Source organism: Parapedobacter pyrenivorans, assembly GCF_014636865.1.
Lineage (GTDB): Bacteria > Bacteroidota > Bacteroidia > Sphingobacteriales > Sphingobacteriaceae > Parapedobacter > Parapedobacter pyrenivorans.
The window spans coordinates 374,423-391,263 of the sequence record NZ_BMER01000005.1; the positions used below are offsets into that span (position 1 = coordinate 374,423).

The 16,841-nt window shown below is 47.8% G+C and carries 14 protein-coding genes; 7 read left to right on the top strand and 7 right to left on the bottom strand.

The window, feature by feature from the left end; translation table 11 throughout:
- The first annotated feature begins 88 nt into the window (after window positions 1-88).
- The 5 genes from IEV98_RS20730 (at window position 89) to IEV98_RS20750 (ending at window position 3,553) form a co-directional block, all read left to right on the top strand.
- Window positions 89-403 (top strand): hypothetical protein, encoded by a 315-nt coding sequence (locus tag IEV98_RS20730; RefSeq protein WP_229738884.1) that lies wholly within the window; start codon window positions 89-91, stop codon window positions 401-403.
- A 204-nt stretch (window positions 404-607) separates the two neighbouring features.
- Window positions 608-841, top strand: coding sequence for a TFIIB-type zinc ribbon-containing protein (locus IEV98_RS20735; RefSeq protein WP_229738885.1), 234 nt, complete (start codon window positions 608-610; stop codon window positions 839-841).
- 120 nt (window positions 842-961) lie between these two features.
- Complete coding sequence (locus IEV98_RS20740) at window positions 962-1,654, top strand: 3-keto-disaccharide hydrolase (protein ID WP_188507946.1); 693 nt, start codon at window positions 962-964, stop codon at window positions 1,652-1,654.
- A gap of 18 nt (window positions 1,655-1,672) precedes the next feature.
- Entirely contained in the window at window positions 1,673-2,521 is an 849-nt protein-coding gene (locus IEV98_RS20745; protein ID WP_188507947.1) for an NYN domain-containing protein, read from the top strand.
- A gap of 438 nt (window positions 2,522-2,959) precedes the next feature.
- The gene (locus tag IEV98_RS20750; RefSeq protein WP_188507948.1) at window positions 2,960-3,553 is read left to right on the top strand and encodes a hypothetical protein; all 594 of its coding nucleotides are present in this window, start codon (window positions 2,960-2,962) and stop codon (window positions 3,551-3,553) included.
- Between the two features lie 62 nt (window positions 3,554-3,615).
- On the opposite strand, the gene IEV98_RS20755 is transcribed toward IEV98_RS20750, so the two are convergent.
- Genes IEV98_RS20755 through IEV98_RS20765 form a run of 3 tightly spaced genes read right to left on the bottom strand, consistent with a single transcriptional unit; the run spans window position 3,616 to window position 5,888 of the window.
- Window positions 3,616-4,545 (bottom strand): DUF4097 family beta strand repeat-containing protein, encoded by a 930-nt coding sequence (locus tag IEV98_RS20755; RefSeq protein WP_188507949.1) that lies wholly within the window; start codon window positions 4,543-4,545, stop codon window positions 3,616-3,618.
- A 33-nt stretch (window positions 4,546-4,578) separates the two neighbouring features.
- Window positions 4,579-5,349, bottom strand: a complete 771-nt coding sequence (locus IEV98_RS20760; protein WP_188507950.1) for a HEAT repeat domain-containing protein — start codon at window positions 5,347-5,349, stop codon at window positions 4,579-4,581.
- Window positions 5,346-5,888, bottom strand: coding sequence for an RNA polymerase sigma factor (locus IEV98_RS20765; RefSeq protein ID WP_188507951.1), 543 nt, complete (start codon window positions 5,886-5,888; stop codon window positions 5,346-5,348). The genes IEV98_RS20760 and IEV98_RS20765 overlap by 4 nt, the downstream gene beginning before the upstream one ends.
- A gap of 149 nt (window positions 5,889-6,037) precedes the next feature.
- Between IEV98_RS20765 and IEV98_RS20770 the strand changes: the two genes are divergently transcribed.
- Together IEV98_RS20770 and IEV98_RS20775 are read left to right on the top strand one after the other, a co-directional pair.
- Entirely contained in the window at window positions 6,038-7,846 is a 1,809-nt protein-coding gene (locus tag IEV98_RS20770; RefSeq protein ID WP_188507952.1) for a DUF4153 domain-containing protein, read from the top strand.
- A 346-nt stretch (window positions 7,847-8,192) separates the two neighbouring features.
- Window positions 8,193-10,514 (top strand): hypothetical protein, encoded by a 2,322-nt coding sequence (locus IEV98_RS20775; protein ID WP_188507953.1) that lies wholly within the window; start codon window positions 8,193-8,195, stop codon window positions 10,512-10,514.
- Here IEV98_RS20775 and IEV98_RS20780 read toward each other — a convergent pair.
- The 4 genes from IEV98_RS20780 to IEV98_RS20795 form a co-directional block, all read right to left on the bottom strand.
- The gene (locus tag IEV98_RS20780) at window positions 10,511-11,518 is read right to left on the bottom strand and encodes a PorP/SprF family type IX secretion system membrane protein (protein WP_188507954.1); all 1,008 of its coding nucleotides are present in this window, start codon (window positions 11,516-11,518) and stop codon (window positions 10,511-10,513) included. The two genes, IEV98_RS20775 and IEV98_RS20780, sit on opposite strands and share 4 nt — an antisense overlap.
- Window positions 11,519-11,533: 15 nt before the next feature.
- Complete coding sequence (locus IEV98_RS20785) at window positions 11,534-13,039, bottom strand: T9SS type B sorting domain-containing protein (protein ID WP_188507955.1); 1,506 nt, start codon at window positions 13,037-13,039, stop codon at window positions 11,534-11,536.
- A gap of 72 nt (window positions 13,040-13,111) precedes the next feature.
- Window positions 13,112-14,578: a CshA/CshB family fibrillar adhesin-related protein gene (locus tag IEV98_RS20790; protein ID WP_188507956.1), complete on the bottom strand. Its 1,467-nt coding sequence runs from the start codon at window positions 14,576-14,578 to the stop codon at window positions 13,112-13,114.
- 6 nt (window positions 14,579-14,584) lie between these two features.
- The gene (locus IEV98_RS20795) at window positions 14,585-16,579 is read right to left on the bottom strand and encodes a phage tail-like protein (RefSeq protein WP_188507957.1); all 1,995 of its coding nucleotides are present in this window, start codon (window positions 16,577-16,579) and stop codon (window positions 14,585-14,587) included.
- Between the last annotated feature and the right edge of the window lie 262 nt (window positions 16,580-16,841).

The following is a 16,841-nucleotide window of genomic DNA, read 5'->3' on the forward strand; positions in this document are numbered from 1 at the left end:
GTGAGCTATTCCTCACAAAATATCCCTATATTCGCAACAGAGCCACTTGGAGGTAGCATTGCGGAAGAAGTCTAGCGGAAGGACCTACATGTTTTTTATTCCATTCATCACGCTGCTGGTGCTCTGCGTGGTACATGATAGTATTTGCTGTACTCAATTCGCTAAATTAACGGGTATTCGCAGTGGATTCAAACAGCAGGACACGGCAGTTGAAGACCTGCGATTGGATGTAGCAAGCCTGCTACGCCATAGCAATGTGAAAAAGGGGGATGTTCGGGCGCTGCAGCCCGGTTATGTCGTCTCTTGGATAACCGATTCCATTGATGGGGCCAGGAATTTTGCCTCATGGAGCTGGCCAAGGCACCCCATTTATGCCTTTCTTTTCAGGCTTACACCTTTCTGACAGCTCTTCTTTTCCAACCAACGATTCGTAAGACCCCAAGGCAGTATGCCTGTAGCGCATCAACCAATAGTTTTCTAAAACGACTTGGTGAGTTGAAGCGAATGGTTGTCATTAAAATTTCATTACCAGTAGTCAATATATTAGTGTTTATCTATTAAATAGAAGAAATCGATGAATTGTCCGAATTGCAATGTAACCTTGTTAATGACCGTTAGGAGTAATGTAGAAATAGACTATTGCCCCCAATGCCGGGGCATCTGGCTCGACAAAGGCGAGCTGGATAAACTATTGGAACAGGATGACAAAAGAGGGCAAAGTTCCCCCCAGCGTCAGGAATATCGCGGCCATGATGATGACTATCGTGATCGCGACTATCGGGGAGACCCCAGGTATCATAAGAAAAAGAAATCTTTTCTTGGCGATATCTTTGACTTCTGATCAAAGAAGGTCTTGATTTGCTACCAGGTTATTCGCCTATCGCGAATAACCTGGTAGTGATTGCAGTTGACCGTATAAAAGCATTTGTTTATTAGCGGTGGTTTGGGTAGGTTTGTATAGATGAAATATTCCTTAACCTTCATGTTTTTGTCAGTCGCCCTAGCGTCGAGCATCCCTGGGTTTTCCCAATCGGAAAGCTTGTTTAATGGTAAAGACTTAAGCGGCTGGCACATTGATGTGCCAGCAATGGATAATGGGGCTGATGTAACCAGCCCTTTTTTGGTGCGAAATGGTTTGCTGGTGAGCATGGGCGATCCGAATGGTCACCTCATCACCGACCGCTCATATAAGGATTATCGTTTGGAAGTCGAATACCGTTTTGCTGGTAAACCCGGCAACTGCGGGGTGCTGGTGCATGCTTCTACGCCGCGTATCCTGTACGATATGTTCCCGAAGTCTGTTGAAGTACAGATGATGCATGAAAATGCAGGCGATTTTTGGTGCATCCGGGAGGATATTCAAGTGCCTGATATGGAAGCACGTCGCGGACCGAAAGCCGACTGGGGGACTTCCGAAGGTAAAGAACGCCGGATCAAGAACCTTACCGATGGCTCCGAGGCTCCACTTGGCGAATGGAATCGCATGAAAATCGAGGTATTGGATAGGAGCATCCGCGTGTGGGTGAATGGTGATCTGGTAAACGACGGCTTTGACTGTACGGCCAATCGAGGACAAATCGCCCTGCAGGCCGAAGGTGCTGAGGTAGAATTCAGAAAAGTGATATTAACACCCATTGACCGTCTTTCCCCATAAATTTATTGATCGCGTATCATGGCTCAAGAAGTAGAGGATTTAAAATTTGCGGTGTTGATCGACGCGGATAACGTTTCGAGTTCCAAGATTGAAAGCATTTTGGATGAAGTGAAACGATACGGTATCCCATCCATCAAACGGATTTATGCGGATTGGACCAAATCACACGTGACGGGCTGGAAGGAACCGTTGCTAACCCATGCGATCACCCCCATACAGCAATATAGCTATACGGTTGGTAAGAATTCGTCCGATTCCGCACTGATCATCGACGCGATGGACATCCTGCACAGCCAGCAGGTGGATGGGTTTACGATCGTATCGAGCGATAGCGACTTTACCCGGCTGGCCATCCGTCTGAGAGAGTCTGGAAAAATGGTAATCGGCGTGGGCGAGAAGAAAACACCCAAGCCATTTATTGCTGCCTGCGATAAATTTATATACATTGAGATTTTAGATAAGGAAACAGCCACTAAACCTTTGCCGAAGGAAAAGATTCCTGTTGAAACAGTAGATACGATTGGTGGTAAACCAATCAAACCGGCGGGACAAGCCATGCAGGAATACGAACCGATCGGCCGGGAAATGATAGATTTACTCAAGGCTTCGGTAAATGATGTGGCGGATGAAGGTGGATGGGCCCCGCTGGCAGCCATTGGAGGCCTGCTGAATAAACGAAAGCCCGATTTCGACCCCCGTGTTTATGGCTTTTCCAAACTTACTCCCTTGTTTAAATCATTGGATCAGCATTTTGATGTAGAAGAAAAGAGCACGGAGAAGACCAAAATAAAACACGTGTATATCAAAATTAAAGAGAAACCGAAAGCGAGCAGAAAAAAGCCTAAGAACGCGAACATGCTGCACTGAGGTAAAAACACCTTCCAAAACCTTGCATGCGATTTTTTGTTATATGCCTAACGAATGTACATGAACCGATAGACGATGAACAAATTATTCAGAGCACTGCTAGCAGGGTGGGTGCCAAAAAGCTTGGCTTCGGGTGCTTCGGCACAATAGTCGTTTTTATTATCCTTTATTACCTGTTGGGATACGTCTTTAGATAAGCACAGCAATATCACGGGTTGCTTCTTTTTGTCCGGTTACGGACAGTCGAATGTTCGCTATCGAACAGTAACGAATCAGGGTTGTAATTTTATATGATTGAAAAACAGCGTTTTGTGTTTTTGGTATAGAAATGTAATGCATTGGTATCAACAACGGCAACAAGCCGATCTGGGGACGCCCAGTAGGGGATACGCCAATGTGTTACAAATTGAAGGAAAAGTATCAAGAAATTAAGAAATCATGAAAACGCTAGTATTAAGTGCCCTTTTCGCAGTAACAACCACTGCAAGTACCCTTGCAAACGTCAACACGGAAGCCCGCGTAGACCATGTAATGGGAAATGAGTTAACCGATCATGCAAAACGCATCGAGGCCTTCAAGTCACAGGTAGCCTTCCATCAACGTAATGTGGAAGTGTTGTGGTACCAATATGCCCAAGCGGCTGAACGCATCCGTAATGGGAGAGGAAACCATGGTGAATTGGAGCGTGACAAGGCCTATTTTATCAGTGTATACCAGGCGGATATCGATAAAAACCTTCGGGTTGAAGATAGCAAACGTGCTATTGCTGAAATCGAAGCGAGGTATGAGCAAGCCCATGCAGACAGGGAAGCTTATGAACTAAAGCAACTGACGGTATTGCAAGCGCAGTTGAAAACCGAACTGAATAAGGAAGCAAAGGGGTTTGAACGGGCCAAGCGGAAAAACGCGAAGCTGATAAATGCTGAAACGCAGCCGTTGTTACAAGAAGTGGAGCAGTATTTTGCACAGTCTATCGAACGGGCGGAAAATTTGGCAGTGACCATTAACCAACACACGATTGCGGCTTATTAATCAGCGGTTGCGGAAAACTAAAACAGAAGGGCGCTCCAATCAAGAGCGCCCTTCGCTATTGATTAGGGGGTCCGTAAATAGACATTTTTGTAAGTGGATTTGAGAATGAGGTCGATGCCGCCACCATTGATCGTGCCCTCGATGCTTTCCTGCTCACCGCTACGGTAGCTAAAGCCGGTAACCGTAATAGCCTCCAGCCCACCAAGGGATACTGCAGCCGGAGCCGATGGAGCCGAAGGTATGACCATGGCGGTACGGCCTTCGCCTACACTTATCGAGCGTGGCGGGGCTGCCTCAACGGCCGATGCTTCATCGCTTTTTTCTTCTACTTTTGGCGTCATGGCGATATTAAAATCCTCGGCGGCGTAGAGTTTCCCGTAGCTCGTGCCCAATGTCAGATTCGCTTTGGTCGCTTCCGGCAGCGCAACGTCTACGTGGCCATATACGGAAATGATGGATATCGGCCCTTTAACGTTATTTTCAAAAGTCGCCTCCACATCACGATAGACCGTCTTAATGTTCATCGGGCCACTATTGGTTTCCAAAACGACATTATTGTAGGAAGTGGATACCTCAATTTCACCCTGCATGTTTTTGATATGGAGCGTATCTGTAAATATGGATTTGTTGTTGTTGAAAACCAGGGCTACCTGCTTGGGTACGCGGATACGCAAAGCCTCGCCACGCTTATTGTTGCCTATCAGGTTTACTTCCACATCTTGCCCTTTTTCGGTAACGCTGATACCCATCCCGGTGTTGTCTATAAAGCCGGAGCTGCTGAGTGCCTGTAGCCCTTTAGCTCGTTCGTCTTCTTCTTCGGGTGCACGTTGGCTTGTAAAGATGATTTCATTGCCGTCATAGCCTTCGATGAGCGCCCCGTGAAGGTTGAGGATCAGCTTGCCCGCCGGTTTCATGATTTTGTATTCCTTTTGCGCCCATGCGGATAAGCATAGGGAAAGGAAGAGTGCGAGGGTGATGGTCTGCTTTTTCATGTTCATTTATTTTTTTGATGCATTAATTGACTGTTATAATTTTTCTTGATGCAGTAGGATGGCGTAGGCTTCGTCTTTGACCGCTGTGAACGTATAGGGATTGCGCGCGACGGCAAAAAGAGCCTCTTCGATGCCTACGTGATTGAGCTGAGCCGCTATTTTAACAATGCCGAGCTGCACTAAAGGGTCATCTTGACTGGTGAGGGACTCGGCCAGTAGGTCGGCCACTTGTGGATCTTGCAAGTGGCGACTGAGTACGTCCAATGCGGCTAGACGTACGTTGGTATTGTTGTCATGATTCATCGTTTTCGACAGCATCAATCGGAGTCGATCGTCCATCCGGCCTGACTGTTCGATTTCCAGGATAGCAGCCAATCGGATGCTTGCCGAGGTGCTATCGGCCAGTCGTGTGGCCAAGGGCTTAGGTTCGGCTTGCGGTTTCACATGGCGAGTCCTTTCCTGCGGCTCTTCAATCTTAGGTGCCAGCTGTGTTGCTACGGGTTTCTCGATAGGAACAATCTCGGTAATAGGCACTTTGGAAATTGGTCGTTGAGCCAGGTCTAGTTTTTCGAGATGCGGCGCATCATAGCGATGATTAAGCAGGACATATGTACAAGCCACACCGGCCAACAACGCGGCTGCGATCAACCAAGTCGTACGTGGGTATCGCTGAAAGATGTTTTTCTTTACCGGGCGAACGGGCGTAAGCTGGGTTTTCAGCCGTTGCAGTACTTCGGTGGGTGGTTCGAGGTGGTCGAACGCATCGCGATTTCGCTTTATATATTTCTTTATGGGATCATTCATGATGTCTTATTCTTTAATGATAGCATTACTTTTTTCTTGGCGCGATGGTACTGTGTGCGTACCGTACTGTGTGAGATACCAAGCATTTTTCCGATTTCTTCTTGAGGAATGTCTTCGAAGAGGTACAGGTTCAGGATCGTTTTGTACCCTTGCGGTAGCTGCTCGATGGCATTCCGCACATCGTCTACTTTGCAATCGAACAATTGATCCTCATCCTCGTCATAATCTTCGTCATCGGCAACATCGAACTCGTAGGTGGTGGTAAAGACGACTTTCTTTTTCCGCAAATAGGTGATGGAGCGATTGAGAGCAATCCGGTTTACCCAAGCCCCAAAACTGGTTGCGTTCTGCAGGTTGTTGATACCAGCAAAAGCGTGGTAAAACGACTCCTGCAAGATGTCTTCCGCTTCGGCCGTGTGCGAAATGATGCGGCAGATGGAGTTGTATACCGGTCTGGCGTATTTATTGTACAACTCCGTGAAGCCGATGTCATGCCCTTGCCGACATAAGGCAATCAAGTCAGTTTCGTCTTTTTTCACTGTAGGCTGCAAGTGATCTATCTTATGTGATTCATTGTTATGTCGTGAACTGCTCACAAATGTTGCATGGGAAACTGTTGTCAAGGTAAAAAATATTAGGAACGTTATGCCTATCTTAGCTCTCGTAATCGATTAGTATGCTGCACCGCATGAAATTACCATCCCTTGGAAACCTGTATAAGAATGCAATAATTGTATTCAAGCGCTTTCCGACGCTGTTTGTTACTGTCGTGTTTGCTACGGCATTGTGTTGTTTCCTATTGGATGAGCCCGCCATTGGTAATGCCACGAAAAACAAGCTTTGGCAATTACTAGCTACCTGTAATCTGCTGTTTACGCTAGGTCTTTCGGTGGATCTTTTTGCGGAATCGAAAACATATACGCCTATCCGCAAGTGGGTGCTGAGGGTAGCAGCTATGGTGCTCTGTTTATTATTGTATACCGTGTTGGACCCGTCTGAATACCATACGGACGTTGTCCGGTTTGGATTGTTTGCTTTTGCCTTTCACCAATTGGTGGCTTTTGCTCCATTTATTACGCACAACGGGAGCAATAACTTTTGGCATTTCAACAAAAGCATCTTCTTGCGCTTCCTCACCGCCGCCCTCTATTCATTGACGCTGTTTGTGGGGTTGGCCATTGCCATTTTTGCTGTGGAGGAGCTTTTTAACCTCGACCTGCCTTCAAAAATCTATAGCCAACTTTTTGCGGTGATTGCCATCGGCTTCAACACGCTGTTTTTCTTGGCGGGTGTACCGACGGCATTTGATAGGGAAACGCTAGGAGCGCAATATCCAAAAGGGCTGAAGATATTCACGCAATATGTGCTTATCCCGCTGATGACCATTTATCTGGGGATTTTATTGATATATGAGATCAAGATTCTGGCTGATTGGGAGCTGCCAAAAGGTATCGTGGCTACCCTGATCATGGGCTATGCCGTATTCGGTATCCTCTCGCTGCTACTGGTATGGCCCATCAAAAGCGATGCGGGGAATCGCTGGGTACGGTTATTTTCGCAGTTTTTTTACCTTACCTTAATTCCACTCCTTGCCTTATTGGCATTTGCCATCTATAAACGAGTTGCCAATTACGGGTTTACGGAAGAACGTCATATCCTTTTGGTATTGGGATTGTGGTTAGCAGGCATTAGTGGCTATTCGCTGCTCTTTCGAAAAGACAACATCAAGCTGATTCCGATGAGTTTGTTTGCAGTTGCGCTATTGAGTACATTCGGCCCACAGAGCGCCGCCAACATATCGCGCCAGTCCCAGCAGACGCGCTTAGCTGAAATGCAACGCGTTGAAACCACTGAAGACACCGACCAAGCAGCGAATATCGTTTCCTACCTGGTGGATACCCATGGGCTGCAATCGCTACAGGATTTTACGGAAACAGACCTTGGAGTCCTCGATAAGGAAATTACGGAGAAACATGCGGAGCTGTCCCGTTATAGCATCAATAGCCTGAAGCGTGATACCATCTTCACGTTGTTAAACATATCTCCAGGAGGAGCAGGGATGGGGCGTTATCTCTACATCACCCGTGATGACCACGGATTAATGCCCATCAGTGGGTACAATTATGGTTATAGAGTCGAATCGTATCAAGCCGCCTCAGCGGAAGTAAGGATCGGAAGTCATCGGTGTGAAGTTGTACTGGATCAAGAAACCAGGGAGGTAACGATAGAAATGGATAACGATAGTACGATCGTATTTAGTTTGGTGCCGTTGATCGATGAGATTTATCAGGCGTATAAAGACGGGAGATTGACAAAAAGGGCTGACGGTGGAGATCAGTTTTCCTACCCTTCAGACCGCATGCGTTTGCAAAAAGAGAACAGCCAATTTGCCGTGGCATTGATGCTGGAGCAGCTGAATGGGAACTTTCGCACAAACCGCAGCAGATCTGATTACGGTTTTAGTTTCAGTGGCTATTTGCTATTTAAGGAAAAATGATGGCATCCAAGTAACCATCTGGTATAGCATGCGGTCTTGAGCTGCTGTATTACTACTATTCCGCAAACGCTGCTAAACACCGCGCTGTGATGGGATGAAAATACCTATTTTTAGGTATTGATTTTAAACAAGTTACCACCGACCTTCATCTTGGTTTTTCAATCGGAATAAATTGATTCAATCGGGATGAGATTTGCCTGATATTTCTTTTTGAAAGTGGTAGTTCAAGCAGGTTTCATCACTAGTAGAAAGTATTGTTGGTTTGCGAGGCCCTCAGGGCTATTCCTACTGGTCGGTAAATGTACCGGCCAGTTTTTTTCAAAATGGCCTTAAAATACGATTACTGATGAGCACAAATAGACGCTATAACTTCTTGCTGAAACTTTATAGCACGGTCAAACTTAATATCTTTTACATCCTATTGTCGTTACTGGTTCCTGTGATTTTATGGAAAGTGCAGGTGGGCCGAGATATTGTTGTAAGCTTAGTCGAAAAAGGAACACCTAATTACCTAAACATTCCCTTACTTATTGCATCGTTTTCGCTATTGGCGTTGAGCAATTGGGTGATTCCGGTATTGGCTATCGATATCTGGAAGTTCGTTTTACGACGGAACGCCAAGTCACAGTTGTTATATGGCGGGCTAATTGGGCTCTACAATGGAGATCATGTAGCCGGAAAAGGGCAATTCCCGATACGGTATTTCGCAAGCTTGCCCTGGGTGATTTTTTTATACGTTGCCGTATATTCGCTTTTTCCCAACAGGCCTATAATCGCGATAATTACTATCATCACATTGGTAGCACTTGTGATCTTGCTGGATTGGGCGTATCGGGGGAAGCGCGTACCCGCCATATTTCAGGGTTTGTGGGACAATGTAGCCGAAACCAAAACGGGCAACCGGACGAAGGCGCTCCGGTATGTGATAGTCATGGGTATGGTATTCTTACTTTTCCTTGTGGCAATCGGTGTATTAGGAGCTTGGTTGCGCGACAGTACAGATGGGCTCTCCGTGCTGGTGATCGGAGCAAATTTTGTGGGTATCTTGGCGAATTATGCCTATATGAAATTCGCCGAAAATGTGGACGTGCGTGTTGTTAGCATATCGTATTTCGTAAGCAAGTACACCCATGTGCTGTCTTTGTCGTTTATGATTATCGTGGCAATACTGTTGCAAACCAGTAATGGACGTGCTTGGCCAGTGGAAATCGGGTTTTTCTCGCCCATTTTTGTGTTGATCATTGCCATCTCGCTTTACCTTTTTCTAGCCGATGTGTTGGTGACGGCGCAGTTGAATATCACGCGAATTTACAACGGAGATCCAGCAAAGTACGATCCGGTAAGCGATGGACATCCGGTGAAGGCAGCATGGATCTGGTATCGGCCTTTGATACGTTTTATTGCATTGGGTTTTGTGTTTCTGTTTTTTTTCAATTCCATTAATTCGCATCGGATCCGCAAGGATGCCGTGCAATCCGACAAAACCAATACAGCCACGATGAGACCCACGTTGACCGCCTATTTCGATAAATGGGCCGAAAGTCGTAAACCAGAAAGAGGTGATACACTGAATGTGTACCTGGTGTCTGGGCAGGGAGGTGGCTCGCGGGCTGCAGTTTGGTTCTTTATGGCGATGAACTATCTGGATAGTTTAGAAAGCACCCCGTCCACTCGATTCTCGGATCGGGTGTTCTCCATATCCACAGTATCGGGGTCTACCTCCGGAGCGGCCATGTATCTTGCAGACCGGTACCTGAAGGTAACTCCGCAAGCGGATGCGGTGGTACCTCGCATGAAGACGATTTATGCCAAAAACTATCTCAGCAGCTCGTTTTGGGGAGCATTGATAGGTGATGGTTTCGAAGGGTTCAGGCACGAAGTATTTGGCCGCCTGCTTGACTCCAGGCCGGCCTTTCCGAAGGACAGGAACTTTTACTTTCAACAAGAGGAGGTAAAAGGGTATACCGACGCTACCCCGATGCGGGAGGCCAACGAAATTGACGCGTTTTTCAAAGGGGATTACCTGGAACCCTATGTGGCCGAAGAGCTGGGGACTATCGGTACGGGAATGCCTCTTTTCTTTATCAATAGTGCAGTAGTGGAAACGGGAGAACGCGGTGTGTTTGCTCCTGTGGATTTGCCGAGTTTCAGTTTGGGCACTGATCTCTATGGGTTGTTTAAGCGGCATAATACAACCTACGGTATCCCATTGATTACCTGCGTAAACCAAAGCCAGGCTTTCCCCGTTATCAATGCATATAACTACCTGGATGGTGCAGGCCGATTGATCGATGGCGGTATCTATGAGAATTCAGGCACGGCTACCACGTTGGAAATCTATGAAACGTTGCGGCGGCATGTCGAAGCCAAACAGGATACATCCTATGCAGTTAGGTTTATATGCATCAATATCGTAAATACGAATATGGATGCGGCTAAAGATGCAATCCGCTATCGGCCAGCTTCGGTGCTCAATACGTTAACAGCGGCTTTTCAAAGCCCATTTGGCGGTCACGAGCAATTCAGCTATCGGAATATCCTGAGAAGGGTGCTGGCCCCGGATACAGCCTATTCGTTTCCCTTGAATAGGCCTGTGCCGCTGACGCGCATGCTACAGCCTGCGGCCATTGATACGATGTATGTAGCCCTACGTAGTATGGGTCACTAAAAGTAACATTTAATCCGGTCGAGCGGTCTTCCCAATGTAACGCCCAATGTCATTTCATGTGAGCCGTTTTGCAACCCATTTAGGCGGCTTAACATATAATCATACGAATATCCGATACGGAGCCGGTCGGTCGCGAAAATCTGCATGACGAAAGAAACCGCGTTCATGCCACTCAGTCGATCACCCGTAAAGCGCCGGTAGTCCCTGCGGAATGCGGAAACTCCGGTGCGGATTCCTCCCCCCAACCACAATCGATCGCTGAAGATGGCCATTACATTGATGTCTAGGCTGGAGGGGCCGAGGAAATCATCTTTGTATAATAAGCTGGGGCGTAGTTTCAGCGACTCGTTGACATCTACCAACATTCCGCCGATAAGATATAAGTGCCGTTTACGCCTGATGCGATCCACGGTGGTTTGGTCCCATCGGAAAAGATTGTCGGCGCTAGTTCCTGAGAGCAGATCCATGATGGAAGCGCCGGCATACCACCTGGCGTTGTGGTAATAGATTCCGAAACGGATATCCGGCACGAAATTACTGATCTTGCCTGTGGGAAGCACGTTGTCACCATCGTCGAGCACGGTAATCATTGTGCCATCCAAGCTATATTGTGTCAATCCAGCACCTACACCAAAGCTAAGCCGTTGGGTGTCCTCGCGGTCCAGACGGAGTCGGTAAGCATAGTTGAGGTAGGCTGAAGTGGCGGTCTGTGGGCCGAGTTGATCGGCCATAATCTGCACACCGCCGCCATGCCGCCGTGCACCATATAGGTCGAGCAACCCATCTATTGAAAGCAACCCCGTTTGAGGGGCACCCTCCAAATCCACCCATTGGCTCCGGAGGCCAAGCTGGGCAAACAACTCTTCCTTGTAGCCTGCATATGCGGGATTTACGCTCATCGAGTTAAATACATATTGCGTAAACTGGACGTTTTGCTGGGCCCGTGCACCACTCATCATACCCAAACAGAGCAACAGTACCAAGCTTTTGAATATTCTTTTCATGGTAGTCGTGTCTTTTTATTGGCGCTTTACCAGCACCCAGCCCTTACGGATGGTTTCCATCCCATCCTTTTTCAACAACAGTCTATAGTAGTACGTCCCATCACTTACCCCGGCACCGTCCCAATTTTGCTGGTAACTGCGGCTACGGTATACTTCATTGCCCCAGCGGTTGAAGATAGTCAGATCAGCATTATCATAATTTTCTAATCCCTGGATGACGAACAAGTCGTTTTTGCCGTCACTATTGGGTGTAACGGCATTCGGGATGAGCAGTTCGGCCAATCGCACAACCATGCGAACGGTAGCGAAATCTTTCGATCCATTTTCATCGATGATTTCATACACAAACGTATCGTCGCCAACGAATCCCGGGGTGGACCTGTAGGTGATGCTGCCGTCGCTATTGACGAAGACTGATCCATTTTTCGGTTGCACCACCACACGCACACGGCCCACAATAATCGGACTCTTGCCCGGCAAGTCATTTTCGAGTACCATTACGGTAAGCCGTCGACCGGACGGGCCCTCACCTTCATCATCTGTTGCCTGCGGTCCGCGACTGCCTGATATCAATTTCGTCAGCCAGCTGTCATTGGCGGATGCCGTAGCCGCCGTCACCCAATCCCGGGCATGTACACCTTGGGCAATTCGTTCTGTATTACCCCCCATCCAATTGCCGCTGCCCGCATATTGGACGATTTGCGCACGCTCGTCGACATAGGCGCTGCCATTGGTTACACTATTGTGTTGTAGGGTATAGGCCGTATACACGGCTTCATCCGCATAGATATGCCACATGCGATCCACGCCAGCTTCGGCCTCTCGCTCGGTGATCAGCGTATCGGATGCCACGTAATCCTGCACCCCTACGTAGAGCGTAACAGTGTTGGCCGGAGACAAGGTGGCCGGTGTATAATCGCCCTCGGCGATGCCGACCGGAAACGTAAAAGGAAGTGCGGTAGTGTAGGTTTTCGCAATATGGGCTGTTGTGCTATTGCCCGTCACCACCATGCGGTCGCGGCTGTAGCCGAGCAGACTTCCTTCGGGGCCGATATATAGATCATGGCCGTTGAGCAACAAATCACCGCTGTCTATGGCAAACTTAAATTCCCCGTTGAGGTGTAAGGCCGCTGCTTTTGGGGCGTGTGCAGGTAATTCGCTGTCATAACCTGGATCGACGAGATCGGCTAGTAAGAGGTTACCGGGGTTTCGTAATTCAATGGCGACACCAATGGGCTGGCCATTGTTGCCATCGATTTGCGTAGGACCTGATGGCGCATTTTCGTAAAACGGGTTAGTACCCGGATTGTGGATAATGATTTTGCCCGTACCCGTAAAAGTGGCCGTGGGCGCGATCCAGATGTTTCGGCTCCAGATTTCGAGCGTGCCGTTAATCTCCCAATGCGCATTCGGGCCGAAATAGCTGGTTTCGGCAAAGCGGAGTTCTACGGTTTCAGGCGCAATAATAACAGTTGAATTATCGGCAGTGGAGCTGCCGGCGCCGGTTTGGGCGTATAACATATCTTTTGTGAGGAAAGTCACCAAACAGCAAACGATATATCGATAGGCACGGCTCATTTTAGTATTCGGTTGCTACTGCGATTTTGTTGGCTGCTTCACTTTTGAAGGTAGCATGGGATTAGTTGTTGCAGGACCTAGTATATAAATGAAATGATCCTCCACTTCGCCGCCGGAAGCAACTGTTGTTGGGGATAGGATTTCATCTTCGTTGACGGCATAACGTAGCCGTACATAAGTGCTTTTTGCAATGCGGTCTTCGGGAATTATCCATGTGAGGGTTGCAGAGTTGGTGCCAGCTGACGCGACTGCTTTGGCGCGCTCGCTTTCCTCAAATTCCCCGTTCCAATTGAAATCGATCCATCCAACGATGTGCGCATCTGCTAAACCATTGTAAGGGATGTCGATGCTTAACATTTTTCCCGGTTTGTACGTGGCGTTATATGACCAACGTTTGTGCTCTACTGGCCAAGCGTCCTCCTCGGTTGATGGTCCGTCCGGATTATTGTCGTCGCCGAGTGCATCTTCGCTAAATTGGGGGCCATTGTCTGCATCGGGTCCCGTGGTGCCAAGGAAGTTGGATGGGGATTGTATCAAAGCACCTTCCTCATAATCTTCGGTGTTTAGATCGATAATGTCATCTACGTCAATCCCATCGTCAGTAAGAATTGTGCCCTCAAAAAGGTGTAAAGGCGCGCCATAACTTTCCGGGGCATCACCGCTATCTGCATTTATGGTTATCAGACCTAGCACAAGGGCAGTTATACCAGTGCCTTTTAATGTGACGTCGAAAGATACTTCGTAATTATCCGAAAATGTACCATAGGCTGTTCCGTCAAAAGTTAAGAATGATACTGCGGCTGTGTTTCTGTCGTTTCCTTTGACAAAGCGGATATTTTGTTTGATAATCCCGGCTTCATTAACGTTAGATTTGAGGATTTGGTAAGGTCCCTCATCTATATTTTTCTGTAATTCTACGATTGTCCATTTACCGTCAGCGGTCACATGAAAATATTCGCCATCGCCATCCAAGGATTCACCATCACCAAGAACCAAACCAGCAAGTCTTACCGGTTGACCATCTAATGTCGCCTCGCAAGTGACCTTAAAACTCACTGTTCCCCCGTAAACTCCGTTTTGGATTCCATTGACAAGCTGATTGTCGGTTCCTGTTCCACCAATATTGTACATGTCGTCCATTGAGTCGCCGCTGTAATTGCCTGGTGCGTAGCTGCTTATCGAACCCGATAAGTTGCTTATCATAGCTTGAATACATAAATATTTTCCCCCGCCAATATCGATTGAAGCATATGAAGCGTCCCCATTTTCCAATGGTATGTTATGTCGTCCGTATGGATAGTCGACATCGTTATTAGAGCCCCAGGTCAACCAAAGCACTTGATCTTTATAGGAACTTGTGCCCCCTTGGGCATAAGCAGCCGTGGTAATTTTTCCAGGGAAGCACGGTTGCGCCTTCAACCCCGGCAAGACGGTTAAAAAGCAGCAGAATCCGATGGAAATTCTAAGGTATAAATGCCACATTAATTTTTAAGGTTTTACAGCAAACACAATATTCATGAATGAACCAATGGTAACGTCGGCATTGGTTTTAACCGCATATGTCAATATACCAAGATCGCTTACGTTTACATTCTCAAAAACATTTTCGTCAAACCAAGTAACATGATAATCTAACTCGACGCGTGGTAGTACAGGAAGAGGTATTGTTGCTCCCGGATTCGAAACCCTAGGGGTGCCAAATTGACCTTGATACTGCTCATACAAATCTATCGTGCCAAAAGTTGCCGGATTTTCTAGTTGGTCCGGCGCTGTTGGGATAATGATGGAAGGCATGTAGAAGAATTTCGGCATCGTGGCCTTTAATGCTTTGAGCTCGCCGGTTGTGGCATCGGCCACGACGATTTTGTCGTCTGATGCTCTTGAATATTCCAAGCCGGTGATGGCGAGGGTATTTGTGAAATCAGTTTGAATGGCGGTAGGCTCGGTGAGTGTTCCGCCAAGTTTTACGTGTCCTTCTGTAGCTGGGTTTACTGTTTCAATATGTAATCCGTTTGAAGCTTCGGTCAGGTATGCGCTCAGGTCGACGCTCTGGGTGCCCCCGTCCTCCAGGGTGAGGGTCAGGGTGTTGCCGGTGATGGAGAAGTCTGTGACCTGCTGGTCGTCGGTGTTGTCAAGGTATGGACTCAGGTCGACCGTTCCGCCGTCTTCCAGGGTCAGGGTATTGCCAGCGAGGGATATCGCCTGGTCATCGGTATCGTCAAGGTATGCGCTCAGGTCGACGCTCTGGGTGCCCCCGTCCTCCAGGGTGAGGGTCAGGGTGTTGCCGGTGATGGAGAAGTCTGTGACCTGCTGGTCGTCGGTGTTGTCAAGGTATGGACTCAGGTCGACCGTTCCGCCGTCTTCCAGGGTCAGGGTATTGCCAGCGAGGGATATCGCCTGGTCATCGGTATCGTCAAGGTATGCGCTCAGGTCGACGCTCTGGGTGCCCCCGTCCTCGTCCTGGTAAGTGAGCAGGTGGGTAGTGACGTTGTAATCCATGACGGTCAGGGTCTCCTCCTCGGCCACGATGGCCGCAAGGTCAATCCGTTCCTCAAGTCCGAGGGTGTTTGTGTAGACCAGCTGGCTGTTGTCGGTGTCGTATTCCAGCCCCGTGTTGTTCAGTGGCAGGGGACTCGGTGTTCCCTCCTCGTCGGTGTAATTGAGCGTATTCGTCGCGTTATCGTATGCCAGCCGCCCAACATCAAGGTTGAAAGCGTGCGTAGCACTATTTTCATCGATATAAGTAAGTACGTGCGTATCGGAATTGTAGGACAGTGCGGTTACCGTCTCTAACTGATCGACAACATCTGAGAGATTGAATTCTTGAAGCTGACCTAATGTGTTGACGTATCTCAATATGCCTAGCGAAGGGTCGTACGAAAGTGAAGTATTATTCAGTGGGATATTCGTGGTAGTACCGTCCTCATTGGTGTAAGCAAGCACATTAGTTTGGTCATCAAAAGCTAAAGTTCCGACATTCAAATCCAAAACGTGCGTTAAACCACTCTCGTCTTGGTAGGTCAGCTGATGGCCAGACGCATCGTAACCCAGCACCGTCACTGTCTCCACCGCTTGCACTACTTCTTCCAAATTGATGACCTGTGTGTCGCCTTTTACGTCTATATAAGTCAGCTCATACGTATCTGGATTGTAGTTAATCGGTGTGACGCTTCCTCCGGCAACCAGTATCCAGCGGTTACCATTGTTGTAGTAGATGCCGGGCACCACATCGTTACCAGTGGCCGTATTGTATACCATCATGCCGGCACGATGCTGCGACAACGGAGCAGCATCATCCGTGCGGATTAATTGCACACGGGCATGCAGCAATCCTTTGTTTGTACTTTCCAACTCCAGCAATGCGTCTTTAGTGGGTAATACCGCGCCGCGGGATGTATGGTCTTTTATCTTCTGCTGGGCAAGGGCAGGAGTAAAATAGATGGAAATAAATACGGGTAATAGTAGTAATAGTTTGTTTTTCATAGGCAACGTTGACTCAGTTTTTGGGAGTAGATTTAGCCTTAGAGCAACCATATCCTTACCTCAAAAGGCGGATATTAGTATCTGTGTTGTAATCGTTAGGAATGTCGATGCTTCGTTAAGCTTCTGTGGTAGCTATTCTATGTTTCATAAGCAAATGGTAGATAAGTTGATAAAGATGCAAAGTTTTTAGAAATATGGCAATAAACAAAATGTTAATTTTTTTGGCCTCTGGTAAAACTTCGACCTCTTCACAGGAATCGAT